Source organism: Longibacter sp. (assembly GCF_051155795.1).
In the GTDB taxonomy this organism is placed as follows: Bacteria; Bacteroidota; Rhodothermia; order Rhodothermales; family Salinibacteraceae; genus Longibacter.
Window position 1 is genome coordinate 32,556 of the sequence record NZ_DAXETW010000067.1, and the last position, 26,249, is coordinate 58,804.

Consider the following 26,249-nt stretch of genomic DNA (forward strand, 5'->3'; position numbering starts at 1 on the left):
GGAAATGGTCGAACACAACAGGCCCTTCGTCCCGTAAGAGGGGTATCCGACACACGTTGATTGATACCAAGCGACTATGGCCACCTACACTGTCATCGGCTTCACGAAGGACGGGTTCGACCGGTTCACGAACGTCACGCAGGCCGACGACGAACAGGAAGCGGCGACGAAAGCGATCCAAGATGAGTTTATAAAACGCGAATACCGCCGGGCACCCGAAACGCATACACTTGCGGAACTGGAGAACAAAACCGGTTTGTTCATCGCCGGTATCCTTGAGGGAGAGCACGAAAACCTGAATGACACCATCGATCGTCACGCTGACGCATGACGGTCCGCCTCGTCCGGCGATCGGGTTGCGCCCCACCCCTTCCCCGTGCCTGCCTCATCCGCGGCACGGGTTTGCTTTGTTTGCCCGATAGGTACCCATCGGATGTCGTTCCCCCGCACAGGTTGATGCGTGTGTCGGTGAATGCATCGGATGATACACCGTGAGACAGACACTGATACACCGTCACGTGTGCTGGTGCAGATCGGAGTTGCAACCGTGTCGTGTAAATTGATGCGTTCGGGTGGCCGGGCGGCAACCTGTCGGCGCGTGTGGCATTGGCTCTATTCAGATCCCACCCAAACCGGTACGCGTTGCCATGGACACTTCTGCCACGCCAACTACGGGCGGATCCTCGCACGAGCGGGGGCCTGAGGACGGTGCATCCCCCACGCGCCCTCCACGTTCGCCCCGTCGCCGAAAAGTGCGTCTCTGGCTCCAGTATGCCGGAATTGCACTGGTCGCCCTCGCATATCTGGGCGGGATGATCGGCTGGAGCTACGCGTCCCTCAATCTGGAAAAGAATGCGGCTTCGGCACCGACCCAGGAGCGGTTGCACATCGTGAAGGTCGGCCTTGCAGGCGACGAGCATCCCGCGGGGCTCCCGTTTCCGTAATGGAGGGCGCCAACCGTCGGGCGGTCGAAACGGGGCTGTGGCATCGGGCTTGCAATTCAGTTTTGTGCTGTGCCGTGCCTTTCGATGTGACCACGGTCGTACTGATTCCCCTACCCCCGTCTTCGGAAGATGACTGTGCGTGCTTTCGCCCGAATTGGAATCGTCTCGGTTGCTCTTCTGGCCGCTTGGACGCTGGCGGCCGTCGGGCAGTCGGTGTCTGTCGACGCCGACCCGTTCCGCATCAACCTGCAGCTTGATGACAACACGCGGTCGGTGATCGGTGCGCCTCCACGGGCGAACGAAGCGGCAGCGTTCGGTCTATACTTCAGCGGCGTCTGGGAGCGGGTTCTATCGGCTGAGCCAGTGGAGGGCAGTCCCGGCGTGTACAATGCCATGACGGAACGGGGAACGCCCCTCCGGATCACCGTGGACGCGGGTGAAACGGTGAGTACCGTGACGCTCGAAGGGCCTCCAGACATCGATCGAATCGGATACGGCTTCGTCCCGTCGGGCGACGAACAATTTTACACCTATGTGCGCAACTCGGCGGTCCTCGATCGGCGGGGCACGCAGGTCGACAGCCGCCGCGACTCAAGCGCCGTGCCGCTGGCTCTGAGCAGCCGCGGGTACGGCGTCTACGTGCCGACCGAGGGCGACTTTGGCCTGGACTTCGGCTCCACGGTTGACTTATTCACGTTCTGGGCAGACGGATCGTCGGTCACATTCTACTTTTACACCGACCCCGATCCGGCGGAGATCGTCGAGCGCTTCACGGAGCAGACCGGTCGCATGGGACTGCCGCCGACCGCCCAGTACGGCGTCTGGAAGCATGCCCAGCCCATGGCGACCGTAGAGGAGATCACCGCCGAATCGCGGCTTCTGCGGGCCTACGATGTGATGGCTACGATGTACGTTGTAGACCGCGCATCGGCCACGTCTACGGCTCAAATTACATCGGCACAGCCAACCGGCTCGGCTCCCGCCTCTTCCGTCGACGACCTCCGGAATGCCGGCCTCCAGGTGATGGTGGATGTCTGGCCTCTGGTGGAGCCGGAGACGTCCGCCTTCGAGGAGGCCGCAGCGCGTAAGCTTCTGGTCGCGGACAGTGTCGGCGCCCCGCTCCTGGTGCCGGCGCCATCCGCGATGTCGCGGCCAGATACGTCGAGATCGTTGCCCGGGTCGACGGCGGTAGCTGTGGTTGACTTCACGCATCCGGAGGCCGCCTCTTGGTGGAAAGATCAGATGGTGAGCCTCTACCGAGCGGATGTTAACGGCGTCGTTTTGAACGAGGCTGCTCTGCCGGACAGCGGTCGATATCACACCGGAGAGGCCGCGCGAAGCGTCTGGCACCGGTGGCGGACGCGGTACGTGAATGCGACGCGAGAGGCGTTCACGGACGCCGGCGTGAAGCACCCGGTAATCGTTGGGCGTGCGGTAGACGACAGGGCCTCCCGCGGACTGACTCTGGTCCAGTCGACGGGGTGGACGGCGGACTTCGACTCCACAACGGGACTGCCGGCCGCCGTCACGGCTGCGCAAACGGCCGGATTTGCCGGCGTTCCGATCTGGACAGCCGCACCCACCACCGATACGGCGTCGGTGCAGCGAGATGCGTTCGCCCGATGGGTGCAATTCCGAGCCTTTACGCCGTCATTCCACCTGGGCGCACCCTCCAGGGTCGAATCCTGGCTCTCCGATCCGGAGATGGCGCGCATCATCCGCCGGTACACACGCCTGCATCACACATTCAGCACGTACCTGTGGCGCCAGTACAAAGAGGCGGTCGCTACTGGCAGGCCAGTGATGCGTCCCCTCATGCTTGAGGTGCCCCGTTCGGCTCGACGCACGGACCGGGCGGACCAGTATTTCCTTGGATCCGACCTTCTCGTCGCTCCCGTGGTCGACTCCACAGCCGCCCGCACCGTATATCTTCCGCCCGGGCAATGGATGGACTTCTGGTCGCAGGAGGTGTATTCGGGCGACATCGAACTGCGGGTCGAGGCGCCGCTGGATCAGATTCCCGTCTTCGTCCGCTACTCGCGCGAGGCGCTGTCCAGCCTCTACCGGCCTGTGTACAAGCGGCAAATCACGGGGCTGGCAACGTTTCTCGATGAACGGTCTCTGACGGAGCACGCGCCACCGGTTGCAACGCCCGGTGCGGATGACGCTGCCCCTGACTCCAGCGAGGCCGATTCCACCGTTGCCAGTCCGGCCGGGCCCGGTGTCTCCCTTGCCGACTCAACGGGCGAGGAGTCCGCTCGGCCGGTCATTGCGGCTGATGCGGCCCCGATGGCCGACACGGCCGCGTCCGACACGGCGTTCGTCGTCCCCGAGGAAGATCTTCCCTCCGGGCCAGGGTCCATCGTGGAGGTTCTCGATAACGCTCCCGGTGCACGTGCCAGGGTGTCCGACTTGAGCGCGTTCCGAGCGAAGCTCGAGGAAGCGCGGCTGGACGTGATCTACCGGCAGCGTGAGGGCGTCATGGCTCCCGTCGCTGCCCGGAGTCTGATCGAGCGGATTGAGGACCTGGACCGGACGGTACGAGCCATGATACGCATCATCGAGGGGTGAGGAAGATGATTCTCCGCAACCCCACACCAGACATCTGAACTCCGGGCCGCACAGGCCCATGACATGCCGGCCGTTCCCGGCGGGCTACAGCGTTTACGCTCCGGCGTGGTAACAACGCGCGCTACGTAACTGGAGAGAGGCGTACCGCGCATTTTTTCCACAAACGGCGTATATTGCGGCGTCTGTCCGATTCACCCTACGAGCTTTGCGGCTTTCGGGTGAGGCGGGAGACGCCGCCGCTGTTTCTGATCGCCAGTCATGCGCTCCGAAGTGCGTATCCGTCATGTCCAGTCAAGACCCTCGTTCCCACCGAACGGATTCCGACGCGACCGCTGTATCCGAGCCGCGCAGTCATGGGTTTCGCGCATTCGCCCAGGGACTTCTCGAAACGGGAAGTGTTAGGGCGGGGCTGCCGCTGCCGCTTGGCATCGAGATTCGGGACGGAGGCGTCAATTTCGCCATTTTCAGCCGACATGCGACGCAGGTATGGCTCGAAATCTACGATGACCCGACCGCTGGTGAGCCCTCCCAAGTGATTGGCCTTGATACCGCCGCCAACCGGACGGGGGATATCTGGCACGTCTGGGTCGAGGGCCTTGCTCCGGGGACGCTCTACGGGTACCGGGCAGATGGACCGCACCAGCCGCAACGCGGACATCGCTTCAATCCGCACAAGCTCCTTATAGACCCCTATGCGCGGGCGATCGCCGGTACCGAAACCTGGGACTTCAAAAAGGCCCGGGGCTACCATCACGGGGACAACGGCCAGGAGTGGCAGCCGGATGCGTACGACAATGCCGCGGAAACGCCGAAGAGCGTGGTGACGTGGGAGCACTTCGACTGGCAGGGCGATACGCTCCTTCGCCGGCCGTGGTCGGAAACGATAATCTACGAAGTCCACGTCCGCGGCTTCACATGCGACGAATCGAGCGGCGTGGCAGATCCCGGGACCTACCGGGGGCTGATCGAGAAAATCCCGTACCTGCAATCCCTCGGTATCACGGCCGTGGAGTTGCTCCCGGTCCAGGCCTTCAACGAGAAAGAGCTGTCACGAACGAATCCGGTCACGGGCGAGTCACTTACGAACTACTGGGGGTACAACCCTGCGGCCTTCATGGCACCGCACGGCAGTTACTCGAGCGCAGGAACGCGCGGCGAGCAGGTGCTCGAATTCAAGCAGATGGTCCGCGCGCTGCACGCAGCCGGTATCGAGGTGATCCTGGACGTCGTCTTCAATCACACGGGGGAAGGCAACCATCTGGGTCCGACGTTTTCCTGGCGCGGCCTGGAAAACTCTGTGTACTACCTTCTTGAGGAGGAGCGACAGTGGTATCGCGACTATACCGGGACCGGCAATACGGTAAAAGCCGATCATCCGGTCGTGCGCGAGCTCATCCTGGACGCACTCCGGTACTGGGTCATGGAGATGCACGTGGACGGGTTTCGCTTCGACCTCGCGTCCGTGCTCGGGCGCGACCAGGACGGCAGCCTGCTCGCGGACCCGCCCCTCGTCGAGCGGATCGCGGAGGACCCCATTCTTCGTGATGTGAAGATCATTGCGGAGGCCTGGGATGCGGCCGGAGCGTACCAGGTCGGCACGTTTTCGAAGCACCGCTGGGCTGAGTGGAACGGACCTTTCCGCGACACGGTGCGCCGGTTCTGGCGGGGCGACGGCGGCATCATCGATGATCTGGCCAGCCGGCTGGGGGGGAGCGCCGACCTCTACGCGTCGTCGGGGCGCGGGCCGCATTCGAGCGTGAACTACGTAACCAGTCACGACGGGTTTACGCTGAACGACTTGATCAGCTACAACCACAAGCACAATGCGGCGAACGGAGAAAACAACCGGGACGGTACCGACGCCAACTACAGCAACAACCACGGCGTCGAGGGTCCGACAGATGACCCGCTCGTCCAGCGAACGCGAAACCGGCAAGCCCGAAATATTTTGCTGACCCTGCTTCTCGCCCGCGGCGTGCCGATGATTCTCGGCGGGGACGAGTTTCGGCGTACGCAGGGAGGCAACAACAACGCGTACTGCCAGGATAACGAAACCAGCTGGTACGACTGGGAGCGGCGAGACGCATACGACGATCTGGTACAGTTCACGCGGCAGGCCATTCGCCTGCGGAAGCAGCTTCCGATGCTTCGAGCGGATGGGTACTACAGCCCGCAGGACGTGGAGTGGTTCGATGCGCGTGGCCGAACGGTCAATTGGTCGGACCCGAACGCACGGACGCTGGGCATGCACGTCCGCGATCCGGACGGGCCAGACCTCGTGGCGGTCTTTCACGCCGGGACGGAGTCGACGAACATTCTGCTTCCGCCGGCACAAATGGGCAGCGCCTGGCACCGCGTCGCCGACACCGCCCGGCCGATCCCGAGCGACATCACATCGATCCAGGAGGCGCCGCCCCTGCAGGTGACGGATCGGTACGCCATGGCCGGTCGAAGCGTACTAGTTCTGGTGTCCCGACCGACGGAGAGCCCGGAGGGAGGTCCGCCGACGCATGCTTAGACGCCGGCTGGATCAGTCCGGTCTGCCTGCATACTGAATGAGTCCCCATTCGCCACTGATGGCCCAGTTCTGGCCGGCGGCTGCGGCCCGGTTAATGTCTTTCTGCGACAGACCGACGGCCACCTCCGCTTTCATCGTGCGCAGCGCCAGCGTGGGAGCCGGCAGGTAGGCAGTCGCATCGGATAGCGGCGTCGTGTAGGGCCAGTGGCGGTCTCCCAGCATCCGCCGGTAGTTTGCATCGCCCTTCAGGATCGTCAGGTCGTGCGCGCGCATCGGGTCGGCGATCCGTTCCGGCATGTCCCACAGGGGATGCGGCGACGTCCAGAACGGGTCGTCATCGACCAGGATGCGTCCCGCGTCACGGTGCTCCTGTAAGCGCCCTCCCATTTTCTGTACTCGCCGATCAACGGAGTCACGGAGAAATGCGATCGTCCGCCCGACATCCGGGATGACGACATCCGAGACAAACGTGGGGTGCGACTTCACATGCATCGTCACGGTCGAAATTACGCCGCCCGATAGGAGTGCGTCGAGGAGGCACAGGTCCCCCACTAGCTCGAGACCGGCATTGTCGGCAACGAAGAACAGGCGACCGTTCGGGCCGTGGTCGATCAGGTCGGAGACGACGCGTTGGCGATGGTCTGCGAGGAGCCGATCGTCCGGCTGGTCGAGTGCACCCCGCTTGTCCTCGTCGGCCGCCCAGAGGCTGAGATCTGCTCGATTGCCCCAGAGGCTCTGTCCGATCAGGTCCTGTACGTCCGCGTCCGTTGGTGGTCGAGATCGGAGAGCATTGCTCACGCGCCGGGCGAAACGACGGATGGAGCTGCGATTCATTCGTAGACCCGTTTCCTTCTCGCTCCTGAAGGGGTCCTCGTGGTAGAGCGGGCCGGAGAAGTACCCCGTCGCTGCAATGATGCGCCGGTAGAAGTAGGTCTCCGCAAAAAACCACGGCGCCTCCAACCAGGTAGCGCCGTTGAGTCGCTCGACGTACTCGGTCCATGCGTCCACATCCGGAGCCCCCGGGTCGTCGATCGGATAAAGCGGCGTCGAGGGAATCTCCGCATGTAGTTGCTGAAGAGCTTCTTGGACGCCCGGGGGGAACGGATTCTCATCCAGGACGCGCCGTAGAATCTCGGGCAGACGCACCACGATACTGTAGTGGGCGAAGGACGAACCGTCGGTCCCCCGCAACGGGGTGGGAGGAGCAAGTGTGGTGGGAGGGGGGGAAGCCAAGGCGAACCGGTGTAAGGGAGGAAAAAAGGACTCTCCAGGGGTTTCACGGACGACGCCCCTCATCGTTGCCGGCCGCTGCGAGAGGGTCTACCTCTGGACATTCGTAACATCTCGGTGGGAAAGAGACACGGAGGGTCGAGTGCATGCGCACGTCAGGTGTCTCGACATCTCACGTTCGAGACACGTTGCCCGCGGGACAGACACACGCCGGAGACGTGGTGACCGGACAGCCGCACGCTGCAATCTCTTCATGATCGGGGTAAACCGTAAACCGAGCTACGTGTGGGGGTATCCCCGTATGGATGATTAGCCATTTCATGGTGCTGGCTTAATGATTGCCTCAAGCACAACAAGCAACAGGGTGGTATCATACGGTACCATCACGACCCCGCGAGAAGCTGCGCATCCCAACGACCGGTACATTCGGTTTCTTTTGGAACCGCTTCCGGGTCGAGCGCGCACTCGGTCTCCGTGGGATCGACGGTGCAATCGGATCGCTCGAATTCTTCTCTCACTCAGACCCCTTGACGCATGAGCGCTTCCACGTCGCCCCCTGCATCATCGTTGCAGCTCTCGCTTCCGTCCGCAACCGGTTCATCCGGTACGGGCGATTCCTGGCGAGAAGACGATCTCCGGCGTGCCCTGCGCCACCACGCTCGCGCTCTCAGTGCCCTCCGCGGCAGCGCCTATGAGACGCTTTCGGAAACGACCCGTCGACAGCTCATCGATAAACTTGAAAACGACTGGGCCGAATTGAAGCAACGCCTCCGATCCATTCAATCACCATCCGGAGGAGACGGCGCGTCCCCCGGCGCTTCGTCGCCGCCCTCGTCCGAGACCGACGGCGTGTCGTGGACGAAGTACATGACGTCTACGCTCACGTGAGCCGTTGGCCGTAGTATCGACATTCATGAAAGGGTCGTCGACCCGTACCGACGACCCGGACGCCCGAACCGAAACGAGGGAGCGGTCCACCGCCGTACCCACTCGTTTCGGTTTCTTGTTCCGGGCACCCGCTGCGTCGCGTCTCCGTATTTTTTTTTCTGAACTAACTTTTTCTGACCTACGGTCGGGCACGCAGGAACTTTCGCCCGGTTCGTACCTGTTATGACCTGTATCAGACTTCCGATCGCAAGTGGATTTTGCCGTCTGCATCGGTTCACGTCCCCTCGTATCGACCGTAGCAACTGCTCTTATGGAACTCGAATCAGGTCGTCCGCGCCACGAACAAATCAGCGATTACCTGCGCGAGCAGATTGAGACCGGGCAGTACGACGTCGACGAGCAACTGCCATCGGAGAAGCAGCTTGGGACCACCTTCGACGTGAGCCGAGTTACCGTCCGTCGGGCCCTGCAGACCCTCGAGCACGAGGACTACATCTATCGGCGCCAGGGTCTTGGTTCGTTCGTGAAGGAACGGCACGAAACGCAGGGGCTGGTTCGACTGACGGACTTCGCCCAGGATATGGCCCAGGCCGGGCTGGAAGCATCGTCGCGGGTAACACATTTCGACCCCGAACGCGTGCCTGGCTACGTCGCCTCCCGGCTTGACCAGGAGCTGGACGCGCGCGTCGTACGTCTGGATCGGCTTCGTCTGGGGGACGAGGAGCCGATTGCCTTCGACCGAACCTGGATGCCGCCGTTCTATGCGTCGCTCCTCGAGGGCCACGACCTCGAACACGAGACCATCTATAACATCCTCGAACAGGACTACGACATCCCGGTCATTCGCGGGCACTACCGCATCACCGCCACCAACGCGCCGGACGATGTCGCCAACCACCTGGGCATTTCAGCCGGCACGGCGGTCCTGGTGATCGAACGGACCTCCTGTTCTCGAGGTGACAAGTACGTGTATTTCCAGCGGCGATACTACCGCAGCGACCGGGTCGCGTACGAACTGGAGCTCGAACGCACCGACCACGACGACCCCCACTCGGGAATGCCTCTCCGAGATTTCGAACCGGTGTTCGATGCCGACGCCGCGGAACGGTCCGACGATACCCGATAGCCGGCTCGGCATCCGTTCATTCTACCACGCACGACCGGAGTGATTCTATGAAACGCGTGACGGTTTGGGCGATGTCCGCGCTGTGCGTCGCTGCTCTGCACACCGGTTGCAGTGACGAAACGAAGTGGTCCGCGGTCCACCGGATGATTGAGACCCAGTTCGGGGACGTGCACCAGATGACCACGGGAGCACTGCACCAGCAGATGTCAAGCGGTCAGCGCCCGGTCCTCCTCGATGTCCGCTCTTCAGAAGAGTTTGCGGTGAGCCATCTTCGCGGTGCCCGCCGCGTCGACCCGGATCTTGAAGATCTGTCGGTCCTGGATTCGATCGACCGTGACGCCGACATCGTCGTTTACTGTTCGGTCGGCTACCGGTCGGCCCGTTTTGCCAAGAGAATGACGGAGGCTGGATTTCGAAATGTCGTCAACCTGCGCGGGTCGATCTTTCGGTGGGCGAATCAAGGGCGGCGCGTTGTTCGGGATGGGGCAGCGGTCCGAGAGGTTCACCCGTACGACGATGTGTGGGGCCACCTTCTAAGGTCGGAGCTTCACGCACATCGACCGGGCGGGGCGGGAGCCTCGTAGCGGTGAGAATTACCATCAGAGTGCCGTTGGCCGCGGCTTCCCGTCGCCTACCCCGTGCCTCTCTTCATGGACTCCACCGTTTTTACCGTCTTCCTGTACGCATCGCTGACCGCCCTGGCAACGGGGATCGGGGCGTTGCCGCTGTACCTGATGCGGGATGTGCCCGACAGGTGGGTAGGCCTCGGGAATGCCATGGCGGCCGGACTGATGCTCTCGGCAAGTTTCAACCTTGTGTTCGAAGGCATCCATTACGGTATGCCTCGAACCACGATCGGCGTTCTCCTGGGGCTGGGGGGCATTGTCGTAAGCCGCACGCTCCTCCCAGAAAATAAGGTGCCAAGTGTGGGCGATCTGGCGGGGGCCGGCGCGATCAAGGCCGTCCTCATCATCGGCGTGATGACGGTTCACTCGTTCGCCGAAGGGATCGGCGTGGGCGTCTCGTTTGGCGAAACGAGTGAATTCGGCGCGTTCATCAGCCTGGCCATTGCCGTCCACAACATTCCGGAGGGTCTTGCCATCTCACTTATTCTGGTCCCCCGTGGGGAGGCCGTCTGGCAGGCCGCCCTGTGGAGCATCTTCTCAAGCCTTCCCCAGCCTCTGATGGCCGTGCCGGCGTTCCTGTTCGTGGAATGGTTTCAGCCAGTGTTGCCGGTCGGTCTAGGCGTGGCCGCCGGTGCCATGATCTGGATGGTGTTTTCGGAGCTCGTGCCCGAGGCGTTGGAGAAATCATCACCGAACGCCGTGGCCGTCGCAGTCACGATCGCGGTTGCGGCCATGATGGCGTTTCAGGTCGTGATCCATTAGCTGCAGGCAGGTCAGGGGGCGTCACAGACCTCGTCACCGGGGGGCCATATGCCATGCCCGGAAGAATCGGAATGCGCCGGCCTGTGCGTCTACCGAAGCGCGAGTTGCAGACGGAGCGTGGCGCGGAGACCATCTTCTTCGCCCGGAAGCTCCTCTGTCGGAACGCTGCCGCTGAACTGTAGACGCACTGTGGGCGAGGGCTGGTAGTTGAGGCCGGCCTCGACACGTGCGAGGGCCCCGACGGATCCCGTGTCGGGATCGAACCGCTGGTATCGACTGACGAGCTGTAGCGACTCGGAAAAGAGCGGAACGCCGCCGATCACGTATCCGCCGGTGCTAATCTGGTCTTCGCCTGGTGCCGGGTCGAGCTCCGCCATCAGTCCCTCAACCGCCAGAAGCCAGCGACCGCGGACGTAGGATGCATCCGCGCCGTACACGGTACGGGTGCCGGAGAAGGACGGAGAGAGGGCACCGAGGCGAACGCTCTCGTCGATACTTAGCGCGATGTTTCCGGCAATGGACAGAAGGCCGCCCGCCACCTTGGGACGAAGCGTAGCGCGCCCCACGTAAAGAAAATGCTGGTTGTCATTCGGCGTGACGGTCCGGCCGTTTCCATTGAAGATCCCACCGGTCAAAGAGAACCACCCCGACGGTGCCTGGACGCGTGCCGACATTCCGACCTGGCGTCGCGGTGCGATCGCGTCGACGGCGACCGGGCGTTCCGAAAAGGGAAGAACAGGACGTGAGATCAGGTGAGATCGAGAAAACGGCGACTTGAAGAGACCCGCGCTGATGCGAACGTACTCACTGAAGGCATACCGAAGGCGCGCGTCGAATACGGCCGGAGCGCCAGTAAATTCCGTTTGAAGGAAGGCCTCGAGCCCGTGGCTGACGATCGTGGTGCGCAGCCGGGCGGCCCGCACGTCGAAGCCGGATGCCTCTTCGGCGTCCTGGGCCGTGAAATCCATCTGGTATACGCCACCGAGGCGTAGCGTAGCGCCATCGACGGCCATGACTGGGCCGTCTTGAACGTCAGAGTGGGTTCTGGCCGAGTCCTGGGCCGGTGCGTTGGTTTGCGCGGTGGATGGCTGCGGGGCCAACAGCATCACGAGCAGCGCGCACAGAGAACGTGCGCCGTAACGGCGGTGCGAAGAGTCAAACATACACTGTAGCTGAATTATGACAGATCCCGCATGGAGGAAAGCGTAATCTGAACATAATTCGGTCGCATGTCCAGGCTTAATCCGCTCTTTGCATCGACACGTGGCGTGGCGAGGTGCTACAGTCCCGGGGTCGGGAAGGGGCAACCCGGGTGATGCAGGCTCCGCGGCGTCGGCTCACGACACGTCGGCCGTCGTCCGGGTTGGGAGATCGAGGTTCGCCGGGTCGAGGGAAGTGTTGTACTCGGCTGCTTCGACAGCCTCATGGACCTCGTGAAAGAAGCGATCGGGCCCGAGCATGGTGGTCAGGCCGGCCCGGTTCATCACGTCTTTCACCGGCCCTTTCACACCGGATAGATAGACACTCACGTCGTTTCGCCGGCATGTTTCAATCACGTCCTTCAGCGCGTGGACGCCTGTCGAATCCAGCGTGTTCACCGGATACATGTCGATGACGAGCGCCTCCAGGGAGTCGTCCTCGGCGTCGATCTCCATGACCAGGTCCTTGAAGGCGTTGACATTGGCGAAGTAGAGGCCCGCGTCCATCCGGACGATGACGAGGCACGAGTCTGTCAGTGCCTCCGGGTTGCGCTTCAGGTTCCGGTAGGTTTCGGTGCCGGGAAGGCGGCCCATCACCGCCGTGTGTGGCGTTGAGCTCTTGTAGATGACGACCATCAGCGAAACGATGACGCCGGTCAGGATTCCTGCTTCGATTCCCAGCGAAAGCGTAGCGGCGAACGTGACCACCATCAGGTAGAAGTCTTTTCGGTCCACCCGCCAGAGAAACGTCGCCTCTTCCCAGTCGATCAATCCGAAGACGGCAACCATCACGATGGCTGCCAGAACGGCCTTCGGCAGGTAGTAAAAGAGCGGTGTCAGGAGTAAGAGCGTGAGCGCGATGACCGCGGCGCTGACGATGGCCGCCGCGTTCGTTTTAGCACCGGCCTGGTCGTTCACCGCGGTCCGGGAGAACCCGCCGGTCGTGGGATAGGCGCTGAAAAAGGCGCCCGCGATGTTCGCAAGACCGAGACCGACGAGCTCGCGGTTGGCGTCGACCTCGTACTGGTGCCGGGAGGCGTAGACCTTTGCGACGGCGATCGATTCCATAAATCCGACGAGGCCGATCGCCAGTGCCGAGGGGACGAGCGATCGCGCCGCGTCCACGTCCATTGGGGGGAGCGACGGAGACGGCAAACCGCCCGGCACAGAGCCGACGATGCTGACGCCCGTTGCAGCGAGGTCGAGGGCCCAGACACCCCCGGTCGACAGGACCACAACGGCCAGGGCCCCGGGGATCGCGGGGACCCACTGGCGTAGAGCAATGAGAAAGAGGATGCTTCCGACACCGATGGCCAGCGTGAGGACGTGGATGTCCGCGAATTGCCGGAGGGCAGCAAGAAGGATCTCGTGAATGAGGTGGGAGCGCTCGATGTCCACGCCGAGGAGGTGCTTGAGCTGGCTCAGTCCGATAATCAACGCCGCTGCCGACGTGAAGCCGCTGAGGACCGGATGGGAAAGGAAGTTCACCAGGAAGCCGAATCGGGCGAGGCCCAGGCCAAACTGCAACACGCCGACCATCAGCGAGAGCAGAAGCGCGAGGCCGATGTAGGTCGACGGGTCACCACCTGCGAGGGGGCCGACCGCAGCGGCGACCAGGAGGGAGACCATGGCAACCGGTCCGACGGCGAGCTGACGCGACGTCCCGACGATTGCGTAAATGACGAGCGGGACGAGAGATGCGTACAGCCCGTAAATCGGTGGCATGCCCGCGATGAGCGCGTACGCCATCCCCTGCGGAATGAGCATGACCCCGACGGTCAGCCCCGCCGAGAGGTCGCCCTGGAGCTTATCGCGCGAGTAGGCCCCCAGTTGCTCCGCGATCGGAAAGAGAGAGGCAAGTCGCTGCATAGCTGAGAAACATGGTGAACGTGGGGGACGGAACGGGGGCGGAGCATCATCCGATCATCTTGGCCGCATTCTGCCAGAGGATGACCACGCCGATCAGAAGAAGAAAGACGGCAAAGCCGCGCTTGAGACGGGCCTGCGGTACGTACGCACCAATCTTTCCGCCGATGAAGCTGCCGACAATGCCGATCGCCCCGAAGATGAACACGAGGTCCCAGTGAATCGAAAATCCGGCGTCGTGCATCACGTCGACGTACTTGATGAAACCGCTGATGCTTTTCAGGGCGATGATCAGCAGGCTGGTCCCGATGGCGAGGTGCATGGGCAAGCCGCCGAGCAGGACGAGGGCAGGAACGATGAGAAAGCCACCGCCTACGCCCACCAGTCCGGTCAGTGCGCCCACGGCGAGCCCGTCGAGCATGATCTTCCAGCTTTTCCGCCGTCCATCCTCGGGGCCGCTCATCGCCGCCGGGCGGCGAAACATCATGACCGCTGCCAGCAGCATGACCAGCGCGAAAATAGCGAGTTGAACGGGGCCTGGAACGTAGATCGAGAGGTAGGCCCCCCCGTAGGCGCCGATCATGCCCGGTAGGCCAAAGAGCCAGACGTTTCGCCAGCTTACCAGCCGCCGGTAGGCGAAGGGGATGGCTCCGACCAGACTGATCAGCGTCACGATGCCGAGGGATTCGGCTATAGCGAGTTTATCGGGCACCCCCACGAGGTAGACGAGGACCGGGACGGTCAGGATGGACCCACCGGAGCCCAGCAGACCGAGAACGAGACCGACGAGGAGAGCACCGAGCCAGGCTGCGTACACGGGCGGGAAGGAAAGGGAGGGAGGAAGCGTACGTTGGCGAGGAGGGGGAGTGGGCTCCGAAGCGGTAGGTCCGCTGCCACCGTGTGCAGGGAACGAGACCTATCGCCCCGGAGCCAGGCTCCGGGACCGCAGGACCGACGCCTGAAGACGCCGGCGCCTCCGATCCCCCGGCCCCGATGGCGCGGTCGGATCCGGCATCCGCCGGACCCACATCGAGGCGGGGAAAGGGTGCGGTCAGGCCGTCACGGCCTGCTTGCGTTCGTTGTAGTCGGCGAATACGTCGTTCACGTACTTCACGTCTCGACCGACCGACTGCAGGAACGCACTCGCCGCTGCCGCCCGTGCACCGCTGGCGCAGTGGACGAGGAGCGTCTTGTCTTCGGGCAATCCGTCGACGTATTCCGGCATGCGCGTGTACGAGGCATTCAGGGCGCCTTCAACGTGAGCGGACTCATACTCCGACCGGTAGCGGACGTCGAGCACGTCGACGCCGTCCTGCGTACGGAGCTCGTCCACGGTATCGAAGTCGATCTCATCGATCGTGGCGACCGGGCCGTCCTCGGCGAAGTATCGCTGAAGGGTCTCCGTATCGGCGAAGGAGACGACGTTGTCGTATCCAATCCGCACGAGGTCGCGCACGGCTTCCTCTACGTCCTCTTCGTCGATGATGAGCGTGATCGGGCGCGTCTCATCTTCGACGAGTGAGCCGACGACGGTATTGAACGTCTTGTTCATCGGGGCATACAGCGCGCCGGGAATGTGGCGCTGCATGAAGGCTGACCGGTCCAGGCGTGTGTCGATGATCAGGGCATCGTCATCGTGTGCGACGTCCTTCAGCTCCCGAGCGGTGATCTGCTGCGGGGCCGGCAACTTGCCCAGAACCGGAGCGCCCATTTTGTTGTCCCGCTTCATCCGGGCGAAGTAGATCTGCGGCTCCGGTTGTCCTTCCAGGATGGCGTCGACGAAGGAGTCCTCGTCCCGTTTCGCCGCATCGATCATGGGGTTGAACTGCTTCTCGTACCCGATCGTGGACTGCGGGACAGCGCCGAGTGCCTTGCCGCAGGCCGAACCGGCGCCGTGTGCGGGCCACACCTGCAGGTAGTCGGGCAGGTCCATGAAACGCTGAACGGAGTCGTACAGCGTCCGGGCGGACGGATCCATTGCGCCTTCTACTTTCGCGGCGGACTCGAGCAAGTCGGGCCGGCCGAGGTCGCCAACGAACACGAAGTCGCCGGTGACGATGCCCATCGACTGCGTGGCTCCGCCTCCCTTGTCGGTCACGAGGAACGAGAGGTGCTCCGGCGTATGTCCAGGGGTGTGGACGGCTTCGATCTCAATGTTGCCAATCGTGATGACGTCGCCGTCGTACAGAAGCTCGTAGTCGTACGACCCGCCGGCCTCGCGATCCTGTTTTACCCATTCGTACTTCCAGTTTTCGTCACCCTCGTCCGAGAGGTAGAGCTTGGTGTTGAGGCGCTCGGCAAACTCACGGGCCCCGGACAGGAAGTCGGCGTGGATGTGTGTCTCCGTCACGGCGACAATCTCGACCCCCTCTTCTTCGGCGAGGTCAAGATACTGGTCAATGTCCCGTTCCGGGTCGATGATGATCGCTTCGCCGGTCTGCTGACAGCCGATGAGGTACGCGTACTGGGCGAGTTTCTCGTCGAAGATCTGTCGGAATAGCATGGATACGTTCGGTGAGTTGGTGGAAAGGTCGAAACCGTGGCGGTAGAGCGGAATGAGGGGCGGGTTGGCGCCCGGCCGTGAGCCGGTGACCGAATCGCATTCGGCCGCAGGTGTTGCATCTATGCCCGCAATCGGCTGTATGTCCCCTCATGTAGTAACAAGTTGTATGAGCATGCTACGATAGGGCTCGAAAACATGCTGTGGGGCCTCCCCCGACATCCGGGTCGGGTAAACATGGCGGCAGCACGGGGGCAACCCGTGGGCCACCCGCCGGAGGGCCTCCGTACTGGTTAGTGCGGAAGGTTTGGTTTCAGGTAACCGTAGGTGAGGGCGCCCAGAAGTGCGGCAAGGAGCCCGACGATCACGGGCGTTATCCCTGCACCGATGAGCGCGTAGATCGGCCCTGGGCATGCGCCGAGCAACCCCCAGCCAAGTCCGAAGAAGGTGCCGCCGATCAGCTGGTTCGCCCCCTTGTTCCAGGGCTTATCCTTAATCGTGATCGGTTCGCCGCGGATGGTGGTAGCATTCGTCCGCTTCAGAATCTGAAGGCTAACAGCGGCCACAGCGACGGCGCTTCCGATGATACCGTACATGTGGAACGACTGGAACCGAAACATTTCCTGGATCCGGAACCAGGACACCACTTCGCTGAGGATGAGAACGACGCCGAAGAAGATGCCCATCGCAAGATAGATGAACACGTCGCTCGTCCGGACGGCCGGCTGGTCGGCGCTCTGTGTCTGAGTAGAGGTCGGCATACTGTAGGAAGGAATTTCGGTGGAGAGAACCGGGTCGAGAGGGGATGGGGCCTCGGCTCGGCTACAAAATTAGCGGGAGAAGGAGGTACGTGGTTGTGAGTCCGCCGATGAAGAACCCGATGACAGCGATAAGGGAGGGCAACTGCAGGGAGGCCAGCCCCATAATGGCGTGTCCAGACGTGCAGCCGCCGGCGTATCGGGCCCCGAATCCAACGAGAAAGCCACCCAGAACGATGGTGATCAGGCCTGCGGGCGTCGAAAGCGCGCTCCAGCTAAAGAGCTCCGGCGGAACGAGGCCCGAGAAGTCCGTCAGGCCCAGCGCCTGGAGGTCGGTCTGCGTCGCCTCGGAAATGCCGGTCGGACCGCCTCCCCCAAACACCTGCACGGCGAGAATCCCGCCGATCAGAATCCCGGCGACAAACACCAGATTCCAGAGCCCGCTAGCACGCCAATCATACTGGAAATATTCCGCCTTGGTGGGGAGCGTGGCGGCACACGTGTGCTTGAGGCTGGACGAAATCCCAAACGCCTTGCCTGTCAGCAGCAGGAGGGCGGGTACCATCAGCCCGATGATCGGCCCGGCGACGTACCAGGGCCATGTGGTCGACATAAGTTCCATAGATGAAGGCCGGTTCAGTTGACGAGTCCTGTCATAACAACTTCAACGCTACCTGTATATTCCGACACTGGAAGTAGGTTTCGCTCACCCATCGTCTTTTCACGATACAGCGGACAGGCCGCCGGAGAGGCCGATTCCACAATATGAGTCCACAAAGTCCGGGGGGCACCGGTGCATTCGTCCAAAAAATGGTGACCGTGAGAGGACGGCCTCGCTTCTAAGTACTACTCTGTAGTTGATTAAGGCATCACGCTTCACTCGTGGATGGCGGAAGGGAGAGACCCATGACATCCGGGTCGAAATGCATATCGTGGCCGCAGTACGTGCACGTGATGATGACCCGGCGAATGTCTGACGTGTCGGCGCCGGCCGTAGGAAGGGCAAGCACGTCGCGTTGAACGCGCATGGATGTCGTACCGCATACAGGACACGTCGGCTGCTGGGCTCGCGTGTTCAGGTGCTGCGCAACGGCCTGCTGTTGTTCGGGTGTGAGCATGGGGGGGGCAGGTTGTCGATCTGAAAATGAAAACGGAAGCCTGAGAGGGTGCGTGGTTATCGAGGACGCACGGCATATCATCAAACCACAATTGGGAGCGCCCGCACATCAATACAGACGAGCCAGGCAACGGCAGAGCTCGATACAGCCGAACGCGACGCCGATCATCGCGGCGAATCGGGGGACGGAGAGCCTTGCGGTTCCGTGGCCTCTGCTGCTGAACTGAACTCGACGTATCTCGATCGTGCGGGTGCGCACGCCTGGTGTTCGGGTGCGCACGCCCGCATGGTAACGCGTCGAGCGCTCGCTCCGGTACCCGAAAAGTGATGAGCGGATGGCAGGTGCCGCTTGATCGATTCGATACGTTGCCTGAATCGACACGCGGCTTCACACTTTCGACGGCCGCGGACGCGACGAAATATCAGCATCACGCCGCGGTGGATCCCTGTGTTCGGGTTTGTAACATGAAATACGACGTCTGTGACATGGCGCGTGTCACAAGGACAGGCACACTCCCCGTCACGCAGGATGGCATCGTTTTCGTTCATGATAGTAGTCAAACAAAGCTGTATATGGTGGCGTGCGCAGAGTGACGACCAGACGTCCCGGTGAGCGAGTGCGGTTCATGCCGGGGGCGATCATTGCGGTACATACGGCGCACGTTGCCCGCCATCCTTTCGGGTTACCCTGCACGATAGCGTACCAGAATGATCAAAAACGAGCACTTCCGGCGCCTCGAACACATTTATTCATCCGAGCTGTCCGAATCGAACGCGGGCAGTGTATCGGTCAATTTTGGCCGTGCTCTCCTGAACGGCCGGCTGACGGGCGAGTCTGATTCCACCATCGGTGGAAATGACCTGCCGCACCAGAAGCTCATGAGCGATGCCGCCGCCCTTGCGGCCGGCTCGCTAGAGAAGGAGCAGATGGTCACGGCGGAAAACTTTGACATGAACGTGCAGGTGCCGGACTACCGCGGCGACGTGGTTGCCACGGCCCGCGTCGTCATGGCGCAACCACCCAAATTTGTCGTCCAGTCAGCCCTGCTGACGCCGGACGGTGACGTGATCGCCGAGGCGCAGGGGGTGTACAAGCCGTCAGACGAGGAACTGCCGCCAGATCCGCATCCGGATCTGGAATCGACGGGGCCAGTCAGTATGCCTGGTCGGGCAAATACCGATGCACCCTCCAGTGCCCCCACGGCCGAAGAGCCGGCACCTGAACCGCAGCCCGCGACCTTCATGCCGGTCTTTCCGACGCAGATGGGAATGCTTTGCCTCAACTAAGGCTGCCCATTGCCGGGCGTCCGGGTGCCCGGCCGCCGCGCATGCAAATCGTACAGGCCACCCTGACGCCTACCACGATACCACCCAGGGCGCGTCGTCTCCCATCGGGAGGGGGCGCGTTTCTGTTGGCCTCGAGTCGATCAGCGAGAGATTTCAGCACGTCGGTCTCGAATGCGTAACCGGGACCTGTGTCCGGCGGTGAGTCGCAAGCGGACCTCGCGGCGTCACCGGGCAGAGGCGTGTGATCGCAACGCAGCGACGACGCTCTCGCGTCACAGCGTGAACGGTCGGGTACGGCGTGCGTTGGGAGCGGTGTCTGCGGATGACCGGCCCGGGTGGTAACATCCGACGTAGGTCATGCGTGTCCGGCGTGATCCAGGCCATTGCCCCTCACCCTTTCGACCGTCCCCCCTTCGACCCTTATGGTCCTCCCGATTCTGTCTATCGGTGCAGGCCTCGTGCTTCTCGCCGGTGGCGCGGACATTCTCGTGCGCGGTGCAACGTCCATCGCGCGTCGCGTTGGCATTTCGCCGCTCGTGATCGGGCTCACGGTCGTGGCCATGGCGACCAGCCTACCGGAACTTCTTGTCAGTGTTGGCGCCGCCCTACGCGGTAGCCCGGGCGTCGCGCTCGGCAACGTGGTTGGTTCGAACATCGCCAACATCGGCCTCATTCTCGGATGTGCGGCGCTCCTCGGCCCTATCGGCGTTAAAGCGCAGATCATCCGGACCGATGCCCCCATTCTCGTCGGTTGCTCCCTCGCTGTGATCGCGGTTGGAGTGGACGGGACGCTTTCTCGCGTCGACGGCCTTATTTTGTTTGCCGCCCTCGTCGGCTACGTCGTCTACAGCGTATACGTCGCACGCCGCGAACCCAGAGCGGCGGCGCTACAGGCGGAGTTCGAGACCGGTCTTCCACAGCAGCACGCCCTCTGGCTGGACCTGATCTACCTGGTCGGCGGGTTGGCCGGATTGCTGTTGGGCGCCCATCTACTGGTGGATGGGGCGGTATTGATCGCGTCCACGCTCGGGGTGCCTGACGTCATCGTTGGCTTGACCGTGGTCGCGGTCGGGACGAGTCTCCCAGAACTGGCGACGTCCGCAGCCGCTGCCTATCGGGGCGAGGGGGACATCGCCATCGGCAACGCCGTCGGGTCGAGCATCTTCAACCTGCTCGGCATTCTGGGGCTGACGGTCGTGATTCACCCGCTCGACACCGGTGGATTTCGGGCCCTGGATGCCCTCATCATGACGGGCTTCGCTGCTGCGCTCCTGCCGCTTCTCCGCACGGGTCTGTCCCTTAGTCGCCGGGAAGGGGCCGCGCTCGTTGCGGCATACACGGTTTACATCGCCTCCATGGCGTTCGCATGATTGCGCGCCCTGCGGGCCGATGACCGTGCGAAATCCCACGGCCCGTTGCCACGGCTGCTGGACAGGTCTGTCCGCCCCATGGAAGCCCGCGTGGCACCGGTTATTTCCGGGAAAAGCACACGGTCGAGACCGAACCCTACCGGTTGCCCGGCATAGGACTATCCGGTCCACTCTTTTCCACCGCTGCCTGCCCTTTCCTGCATGGAGAATCTCGTCCACGAGTCGTCCAACGGCGACGGGAATACGCTTTACCTTATTGATGCGATGGCGCTCGCCTACCGGGCGCATTTCATCTTCATCAGTCGACCGCTGGTCAACTCCAAAGGCCAGAATACGTCCGCGTCCTACGGCTTCACCAACTCCCTGTTGAAGCTGATCAACGATCAGGAGATCGACCATATCGCGGTCGTGTTTGACGCTGTCGGGGCGGGCGGTACGTTCCGGGAGGACATCTAGGAAGACTACAAGGCGCACCGCGATCCGCCGCCGGACGAACTCCTGGAAAATCTGCCGTTCATCAAGCAGATCGTCCGGGCGATGGACATTCCCGTTGTCGAGGTGGAAGGCGTCGAAGCCGACGATGTCATCGGGACGCTGGCCCGCAATGCCGAAGCGGATGGCGCAGAGGTCGTTATCGTTTCGCCGGACAAGGACTTCAAGCAGCTCCTGACCGAGCGTGTCCGCATCTATAAGCCGGCACGTGGGGATCAGGACTTCGAAATCATCACCGACGACGATTTCCGGGAGGAGACCGGCCTGGACCCCGCGCAGTTTGTCGACATGCTGGCCCTGTGGGGAGACAGCTCGGACAATGTGCCCGGCGTTCCCAATATCGGGGAGAAAACGTCGATGAAGTACCTCAAGCAATACCACGACGTGGAGGGCTGCATCGAACACGCGGAGGAGATCGGCGGAAAGCGGGGACAGAACCTGGTGGACCACGCCGACGATGCGCGGATGTCGAAAGAGCTCGTCCGCATCAAGACGGACCTTGACGTTGCGCTGGACTGGCACACGCTGCTCGCGGCCGAGCCAGACATGGACGAACTCAAGGTGCTGTTTTCGGATCTCGAGTTCGAATCCCTACTCGATCGCTTCGACGTCGACCCGGAAGAGGTCGATGAAACGGCCGAAGGAGAGAACCTGGAGTTCGACTTCGGTCCGTACGAAGAGGTCAAAACGATTGATCTGGATGAAGCCGACTATACCTTCCTGCAGCACCGGGATGAGCTCGAGGCCTTTGCCGAGACGCTTGGGGAGCAGGACCGTTATGCGTTTGATACGGAAACGACAAGTACCGACCCCCACTACGCGTCCCTGGTTGGTATGTCGTTCGCCTGGGAGCCCGGAACGGCGGTTTACGTCCCGACGCCGATGCCGGACGGCACATCCACGGAAGAAGTTCTGGAACTGCTCGGCCCGATTCTGGAGCGCGAGACCACCAAAATCGCCCACAACATGAAGTACGACATGCTCGTCATGCGCCGGCACGGCGTGGAGGTCGGCGGGCCGGTCGTGGATACGATGGTCGGGCATTACCTCTTGGCGCCCGAAGAGAATCACAACCTGAACGACGTCGCACGGTCGGTGCTGAACTACAAGATGGTTCCGATCAGCGATCTGATCGGGGAAGGGGCTAATGAGCGGTCCATGCGCGACGTAGACGTCAAAGATGCCGCGCCGTACGCCTGCGAGGACGCCGACATCACGCTGCAACTCGCAGAGGCGCTGGAGGAGAAGCTCCAGGATGTCGATCTGGACGACGTCGCCCACGACATCGAGTATCCGCTCGTTGCCGTGCTGGCCGATATGGAGCATCTCGGGATCCGTGTTGACACCGACGTACTGGATCGGATCTCCGCACGACTCGCCGGCGAGCTGGACGAACTTGAAGAACGCATCTTCGAACTGGCCGGAGAGGAATTCAATATCAACTCCCCGCAGCAGCTTGGCGAGATCCTGTTTGAAAAAATGGGGATGCCCGTCCTTTCCAAAACGTCAACGGGTAATCCCTCGACCAAGGAAAGCGTGCTCCAGGAGTTGGCGACAGATCATGAGATTCCCGGCCTGGTTCTCGACTGGCGAAAGACGTACAAGCTGAAGAGCACGTACCTGGACAGTCTCGGCAAGCTGGTGCACCCGGAAACCGGGCGCATCCACACGAGCTTCAACCAGACGCGGACGGCGACCGGGCGGCTCTCGTCCAGCGACCCGAACCTTCAGAATATCCCCGTTCGGACGGCCGTCGGCCGCGAGATCCGGGAGGCCTTTATTCCGAAAGACGGCTGGAAGCTCCTCGCCGCAGACTACGCCCAGATCGAGCTCCGCATTCTGGCGTCAATGAGCGGCGACGAAGCGATGCGCGAGACCTTCCGCACGAACGGTGACATCCACACGGATGCTGCAGCCCGCGTCTATGGCATCGACCCGGAGGACGTCACCCGCGACCAGCGCCGGAAGGCGAAAGAGGTGAATTATGGGATCCCGTACGGCGTCTCGCCGTGGGGCCTCGCTCAGCGGCTCCGCGTCCCCGTCGATGAGGCGCAGGATCTCATCAGCCAGTACCAGAAATCATATTCCGGCGTCTCGACCCTCCTGAATCAACTGGTCGAGAAGGCGCGGGAGAAGGGATATGCCGAAACGCTTCTTGGCCGGCGCCGCTACATCCCAGAAATTGATAGTTCGAATTCCAATCGCCGGTCCTGGGCCGAACGCGTGGCTGTCAACATGCCGATCCAGGGAACGCAGGCAGACATGATCAAGATCGCGATGAACCGGGTGCACGAGCGGCTCGAGGAGGAAGGTCTGGAGGGCCGCATGCTCCTGCAGGTTCACGACGAACTTGTCTTTGAGATGCCGCCGGAGGAGGAGGACGTGCTTCGCACGTTGGTCGAGGAAGAAATGCGCGATGCGCTCCCGCTCGATGACGTCCCGGTCGTGGTCGATATCGACAGCGGAGAAAACTGGCTGGCCGCTCATTGACCGCCTTTCACGCCGGGAACTGCCCGTTGCCGGTTCGCTCCCCCTCGCGTCGGCAGCAGGCTCCGGGCATGCCTGAACACCGTCCTTTTCAGCACTCGTGACTGCATTCGAACGTATGGCGTCTACTTCCTCAACTTCTCCTTCCGACCTTCCCGGCTCGTTTGAGCACGTGGAAACGCTTGGTGGCATTCAATCCTATCGCCACGCGAAGAACGACCTCGAAGTCCTGATCCTACCCGAGTCGGCCGCTCCGGTCGCCACCTTCATGGTGACGTATCGCGTCGGCAGCCGCAACGAGCCGATGGGACTGACGGGAGCCACGCATTTCCTCGAACACCTCATGTTCAAGGGGACGGAGCGATTCCACAAATCGAAGGGTACATCCATCTTCCACGAATTGCAGAGCGTGGGAGCAAAAGTCAACGCCAGCACGTGGGTCGATCGGACGAATTATTACGAGATGCTACCGCGGGAGCATTTGCCCCTCGCCGTGGAAATTGAGGCCGATCGGATGCGCGGTGCCCTGCTCGACCCGGCCGACGTAGAGTCCGAGCGCACCGTCATCCTGAACGAGTACGACCGCGGACGCAACAACCCGACCTCCCGTCTTTTCGACGAGGTCTGGGCGTCGGCCTACCTGGCCCATCCCTACCGCCACCCGACCATCGGGTGGCGGAGCGACATCGAGGGCGTCGACGATGAGGGTCTGCGGCACTTCTACGACCAGTACTACTGGCCGAACAACGCCACGCTGTCGATCATCGGAGACGTCGATCCCGAGGAGATATTGTCGCTGGTCGGTAAGCACTTCGGCGAGATTCCCTCGTCCGAGCACGAGATCATGGACCACCCGGTCCGCGAGCCGGAGCAGAGCGGGCCGCGCCGTGTCGAGGTACGGCAGGACGGACAACTGGGGGCGCTCCTGCACGCCTACAAGAGTCCGGACGGCCGCCACGACGATGCCGAAGCGCTGGACGTCCTCGGACGCATCCTGGCGTCGGGGAAGGGGAGTCGCCTCTTTCGGCATTGCACGGATCGGGGACTGACCACCGATGCCTATGCCATGAACTTCCGGCTTCGCGACCCCGGGCTGTTCTGCCTTCTCACGTTCCTGGCACCGGACCAGACGCACGACGACGTCGAGGACGCGGTCAACGACGTCATCCGGGAGGTGCAGCAAAACGGCGTGACGGAGGAGGAAGTACGTCGGGCGCAGACCCAGATCCGCGCCAGCGAAGCATTCGATCGCGACGGGCCGATGAAGGTTGCGTCTCAGTTGAATGAAGCCATTGCGATCGGCGACTGGCGACTGTACGTCCAGTACCCCGATCGGATTGACGCGGTCACGCCGGATGATGTGCAGCGCGTCGCTCGGACGTACCTGCAGCCGGAGCGGCTGACCGTCGGGCGCTACGTGCCCACCGCTCCGCCGGCCGGGGACGGTGCGCCTCCCGCCCAGGCCGCCGCGGGACCCGTCCAGTAGCGAGCCGCCGAGGCCACCCCACCCGTTCATCGATTCGCTCTTGACGCCAAGCCGCAACTTATGAGTCGCTCCTCATCATTCGCCTCCCGTGTTCTCGACCGGTCCGTCGGGCCCTGCCAGCTCCTCACCCTGCCAACACCCGTCGAACGATTCGTTTCGTTCAAGGCGTCCTTTATCACGAATCCAAACTTCGCGGCGGGGGACGACATCCGCCAGGACCTCGCCGTCGCTCTTCTCGACAAGGGGACGCAGTCGCGCGACCGCTTCGAAATCGCTCGTGTGCTCGAAGATCGCGGAGCCAAGCTCAGCATCTCATCCGACGGCCTGTACATCGATATCAGCGGAAAAGCGCTGACAGAGGATGTGCCCGTCGTGATGGACGTCCTCTCGGAGATGATACGAGAGCCCCTGTTTGATCCCGCCGAGTTCGAAAAGGCCCGGGCGTCCACGATCGCCGACCTCCAACGACAGCTCGAGCAGACGGGAAGCCAGGCATCGGGTGCGCTGTCGCGCCGGCTTTTCTCGGAGAACCATCCGAATTATACGCCGCCGACGGAGACGCTGATCGAGCAGGCGCAGGCCGTCTCTCTCGACGACGTGACGTCGTACTACGGCGCCCACGTGGGCGCGAACGAGTTTCGGATGGCCGTTGTCGGCGACCTGGAGCACGACGCGGTCGAAGAGGCCGTGCAGGCGGCGTTCGGCGACTGGCAGCCCCACGAAAGTGAGGCCGTGCACGACCGAGAAGCGGAACCGCAGTCTCCCGGGCGCAGCCTTGTGCCGATGGCGGACCGATCCAATGTGGATGTGCGCATCGGCCACGCGCTCGATCTGTACCGGGATGCCTCCGATTACGAGGCGCTCTACGTTGCCAACTACATCCTGGGCGGAAACTTCTCGGCCCGCCTCATGAATGAGGTGCGCGACGAGCAGGGCCTGACGTACCACATTAGCTCCAGCCTCAGCGGAGTGTCGACGACGCATCAGGGCTCGTGGCGGACCGTCGTCACGCTCAGTTCGGA

20 protein-coding genes and 1 pseudogene are annotated in these 26,249 nt (G+C 62.5%); 13 read left to right on the forward strand and 8 right to left on the reverse strand.

What is annotated here, in order from left to right:
- The first annotated feature begins 76 nt into the window (after positions 1-76).
- From ACFCU0_RS07360 to glgX, 4 genes are all read left to right on the forward strand, one after another.
- Positions 77-331: a hypothetical protein gene (locus tag ACFCU0_RS07360; RefSeq protein WP_434973019.1), complete on the forward strand. Its 255-nt coding sequence runs from the start codon at positions 77-79 to the stop codon at positions 329-331.
- Positions 332-647: 316 nt separating this feature from the next.
- Positions 648-944, forward strand: a complete 297-nt coding sequence (locus ACFCU0_RS07365) for a hypothetical protein (protein ID WP_434973020.1) — start codon at positions 648-650, stop codon at positions 942-944.
- A 129-nt stretch (positions 945-1,073) separates the two neighbouring features.
- Positions 1,074-3,515 (forward strand): TIM-barrel domain-containing protein, encoded by a 2,442-nt coding sequence (locus ACFCU0_RS07370; protein WP_434973021.1) that lies wholly within the window; start codon positions 1,074-1,076, stop codon positions 3,513-3,515.
- 283 nt (positions 3,516-3,798) lie between these two features.
- Positions 3,799-6,033: a glycogen debranching protein GlgX gene (gene glgX, locus ACFCU0_RS07375; protein WP_434973022.1), complete on the forward strand. Its 2,235-nt coding sequence runs from the start codon at positions 3,799-3,801 to the stop codon at positions 6,031-6,033.
- A 12-nt stretch (positions 6,034-6,045) separates the two neighbouring features.
- Here glgX and ACFCU0_RS07380 read toward each other — a convergent pair whose 3' ends face one another.
- Complete coding sequence (locus ACFCU0_RS07380; protein ID WP_434973023.1) at positions 6,046-7,266, reverse strand: damage-control phosphatase ARMT1 family protein; 1,221 nt, start codon at positions 7,264-7,266, stop codon at positions 6,046-6,048.
- A 531-nt stretch (positions 7,267-7,797) separates the two neighbouring features.
- On the opposite strand from ACFCU0_RS07380, the gene ACFCU0_RS07385 reads away from it, so the two are divergent.
- The 4 genes from ACFCU0_RS07385 (at position 7,798) to ACFCU0_RS07400 (ending at position 10,665) form a co-directional block, all read left to right on the forward strand.
- A complete protein-coding gene (locus ACFCU0_RS07385; RefSeq protein ID WP_434973024.1) occupies positions 7,798-8,151 on the forward strand; it encodes a hypothetical protein in 354 nt (117 codons plus the stop codon).
- A gap of 310 nt (positions 8,152-8,461) precedes the next feature.
- Complete coding sequence (locus ACFCU0_RS07390) at positions 8,462-9,277, forward strand: GntR family transcriptional regulator (RefSeq protein ID WP_434973025.1); 816 nt, start codon at positions 8,462-8,464, stop codon at positions 9,275-9,277.
- Positions 9,278-9,324: 47 nt separating this feature from the next.
- Complete coding sequence (locus ACFCU0_RS07395) at positions 9,325-9,861, forward strand: rhodanese-like domain-containing protein (protein ID WP_434973026.1); 537 nt, start codon at positions 9,325-9,327, stop codon at positions 9,859-9,861.
- Between the two features lie 66 nt (positions 9,862-9,927).
- Positions 9,928-10,665, forward strand: a complete 738-nt coding sequence (locus ACFCU0_RS07400; RefSeq protein WP_434973027.1) for a ZIP family metal transporter — start codon at positions 9,928-9,930, stop codon at positions 10,663-10,665.
- An 89-nt stretch (positions 10,666-10,754) separates the two neighbouring features.
- On the opposite strand, the gene ACFCU0_RS07405 is transcribed toward ACFCU0_RS07400, so the two are convergent.
- From ACFCU0_RS07405 to ACFCU0_RS07435, 7 genes are all read right to left on the reverse strand, one after another.
- A complete protein-coding gene (locus ACFCU0_RS07405; protein WP_434973028.1) occupies positions 10,755-11,678 on the reverse strand; it encodes a porin in 924 nt (307 codons plus the stop codon).
- A 324-nt stretch (positions 11,679-12,002) separates the two neighbouring features.
- A complete protein-coding gene (locus tag ACFCU0_RS07410; protein WP_434973029.1) occupies positions 12,003-13,733 on the reverse strand; it encodes a SulP family inorganic anion transporter in 1,731 nt (576 codons plus the stop codon).
- Between the two features lie 46 nt (positions 13,734-13,779).
- The gene (locus ACFCU0_RS07415) at positions 13,780-14,547 is read right to left on the reverse strand and encodes a sulfite exporter TauE/SafE family protein (protein WP_434973030.1); all 768 of its coding nucleotides are present in this window, start codon (positions 14,545-14,547) and stop codon (positions 13,780-13,782) included.
- A 234-nt stretch (positions 14,548-14,781) separates the two neighbouring features.
- A complete protein-coding gene (locus ACFCU0_RS07420; protein ID WP_434973031.1) occupies positions 14,782-16,233 on the reverse strand; it encodes an MBL fold metallo-hydrolase in 1,452 nt (483 codons plus the stop codon).
- 290 nt (positions 16,234-16,523) lie between these two features.
- A complete protein-coding gene (locus ACFCU0_RS07425) occupies positions 16,524-16,991 on the reverse strand; it encodes a DUF6691 family protein (protein ID WP_434973032.1) in 468 nt (155 codons plus the stop codon).
- 61 nt (positions 16,992-17,052) lie between these two features.
- Complete coding sequence (locus tag ACFCU0_RS07430; RefSeq protein WP_434973033.1) at positions 17,053-17,610, reverse strand: YeeE/YedE family protein; 558 nt, start codon at positions 17,608-17,610, stop codon at positions 17,053-17,055.
- Positions 17,611-17,857: 247 nt separating this feature from the next.
- Positions 17,858-18,106, reverse strand: coding sequence for a hypothetical protein (locus tag ACFCU0_RS07435; protein WP_434973034.1), 249 nt, complete (start codon positions 18,104-18,106; stop codon positions 17,858-17,860).
- Positions 18,107-18,813: 707 nt separating this feature from the next.
- Between ACFCU0_RS07435 and ACFCU0_RS07440 the strand changes: the two genes are divergently transcribed.
- The 5 genes and pseudogenes from ACFCU0_RS07440 to ACFCU0_RS07460 form a co-directional block, all read left to right on the forward strand.
- Positions 18,814-19,392, forward strand: a complete 579-nt coding sequence (locus tag ACFCU0_RS07440) for a hypothetical protein (RefSeq protein WP_434973035.1) — start codon at positions 18,814-18,816, stop codon at positions 19,390-19,392.
- A 422-nt stretch (positions 19,393-19,814) separates the two neighbouring features.
- A complete protein-coding gene (locus ACFCU0_RS07445) occupies positions 19,815-20,762 on the forward strand; it encodes a calcium/sodium antiporter (protein ID WP_434973036.1) in 948 nt (315 codons plus the stop codon).
- Positions 20,763-20,963: 201 nt separating this feature from the next.
- Positions 20,964-23,744, forward strand: a pseudogene (gene polA / locus ACFCU0_RS07450) (DNA polymerase I).
- Positions 23,745-23,859: 115 nt separating this feature from the next.
- A complete protein-coding gene (locus tag ACFCU0_RS07455) occupies positions 23,860-25,227 on the forward strand; it encodes a M16 family metallopeptidase (RefSeq protein WP_434973037.1) in 1,368 nt (455 codons plus the stop codon).
- A 60-nt stretch (positions 25,228-25,287) separates the two neighbouring features.
- Positions 25,288-26,249: M16 family metallopeptidase (locus ACFCU0_RS07460; protein WP_434973038.1), on the forward strand; the 962-nt coding region annotated here is incomplete at its 3' end.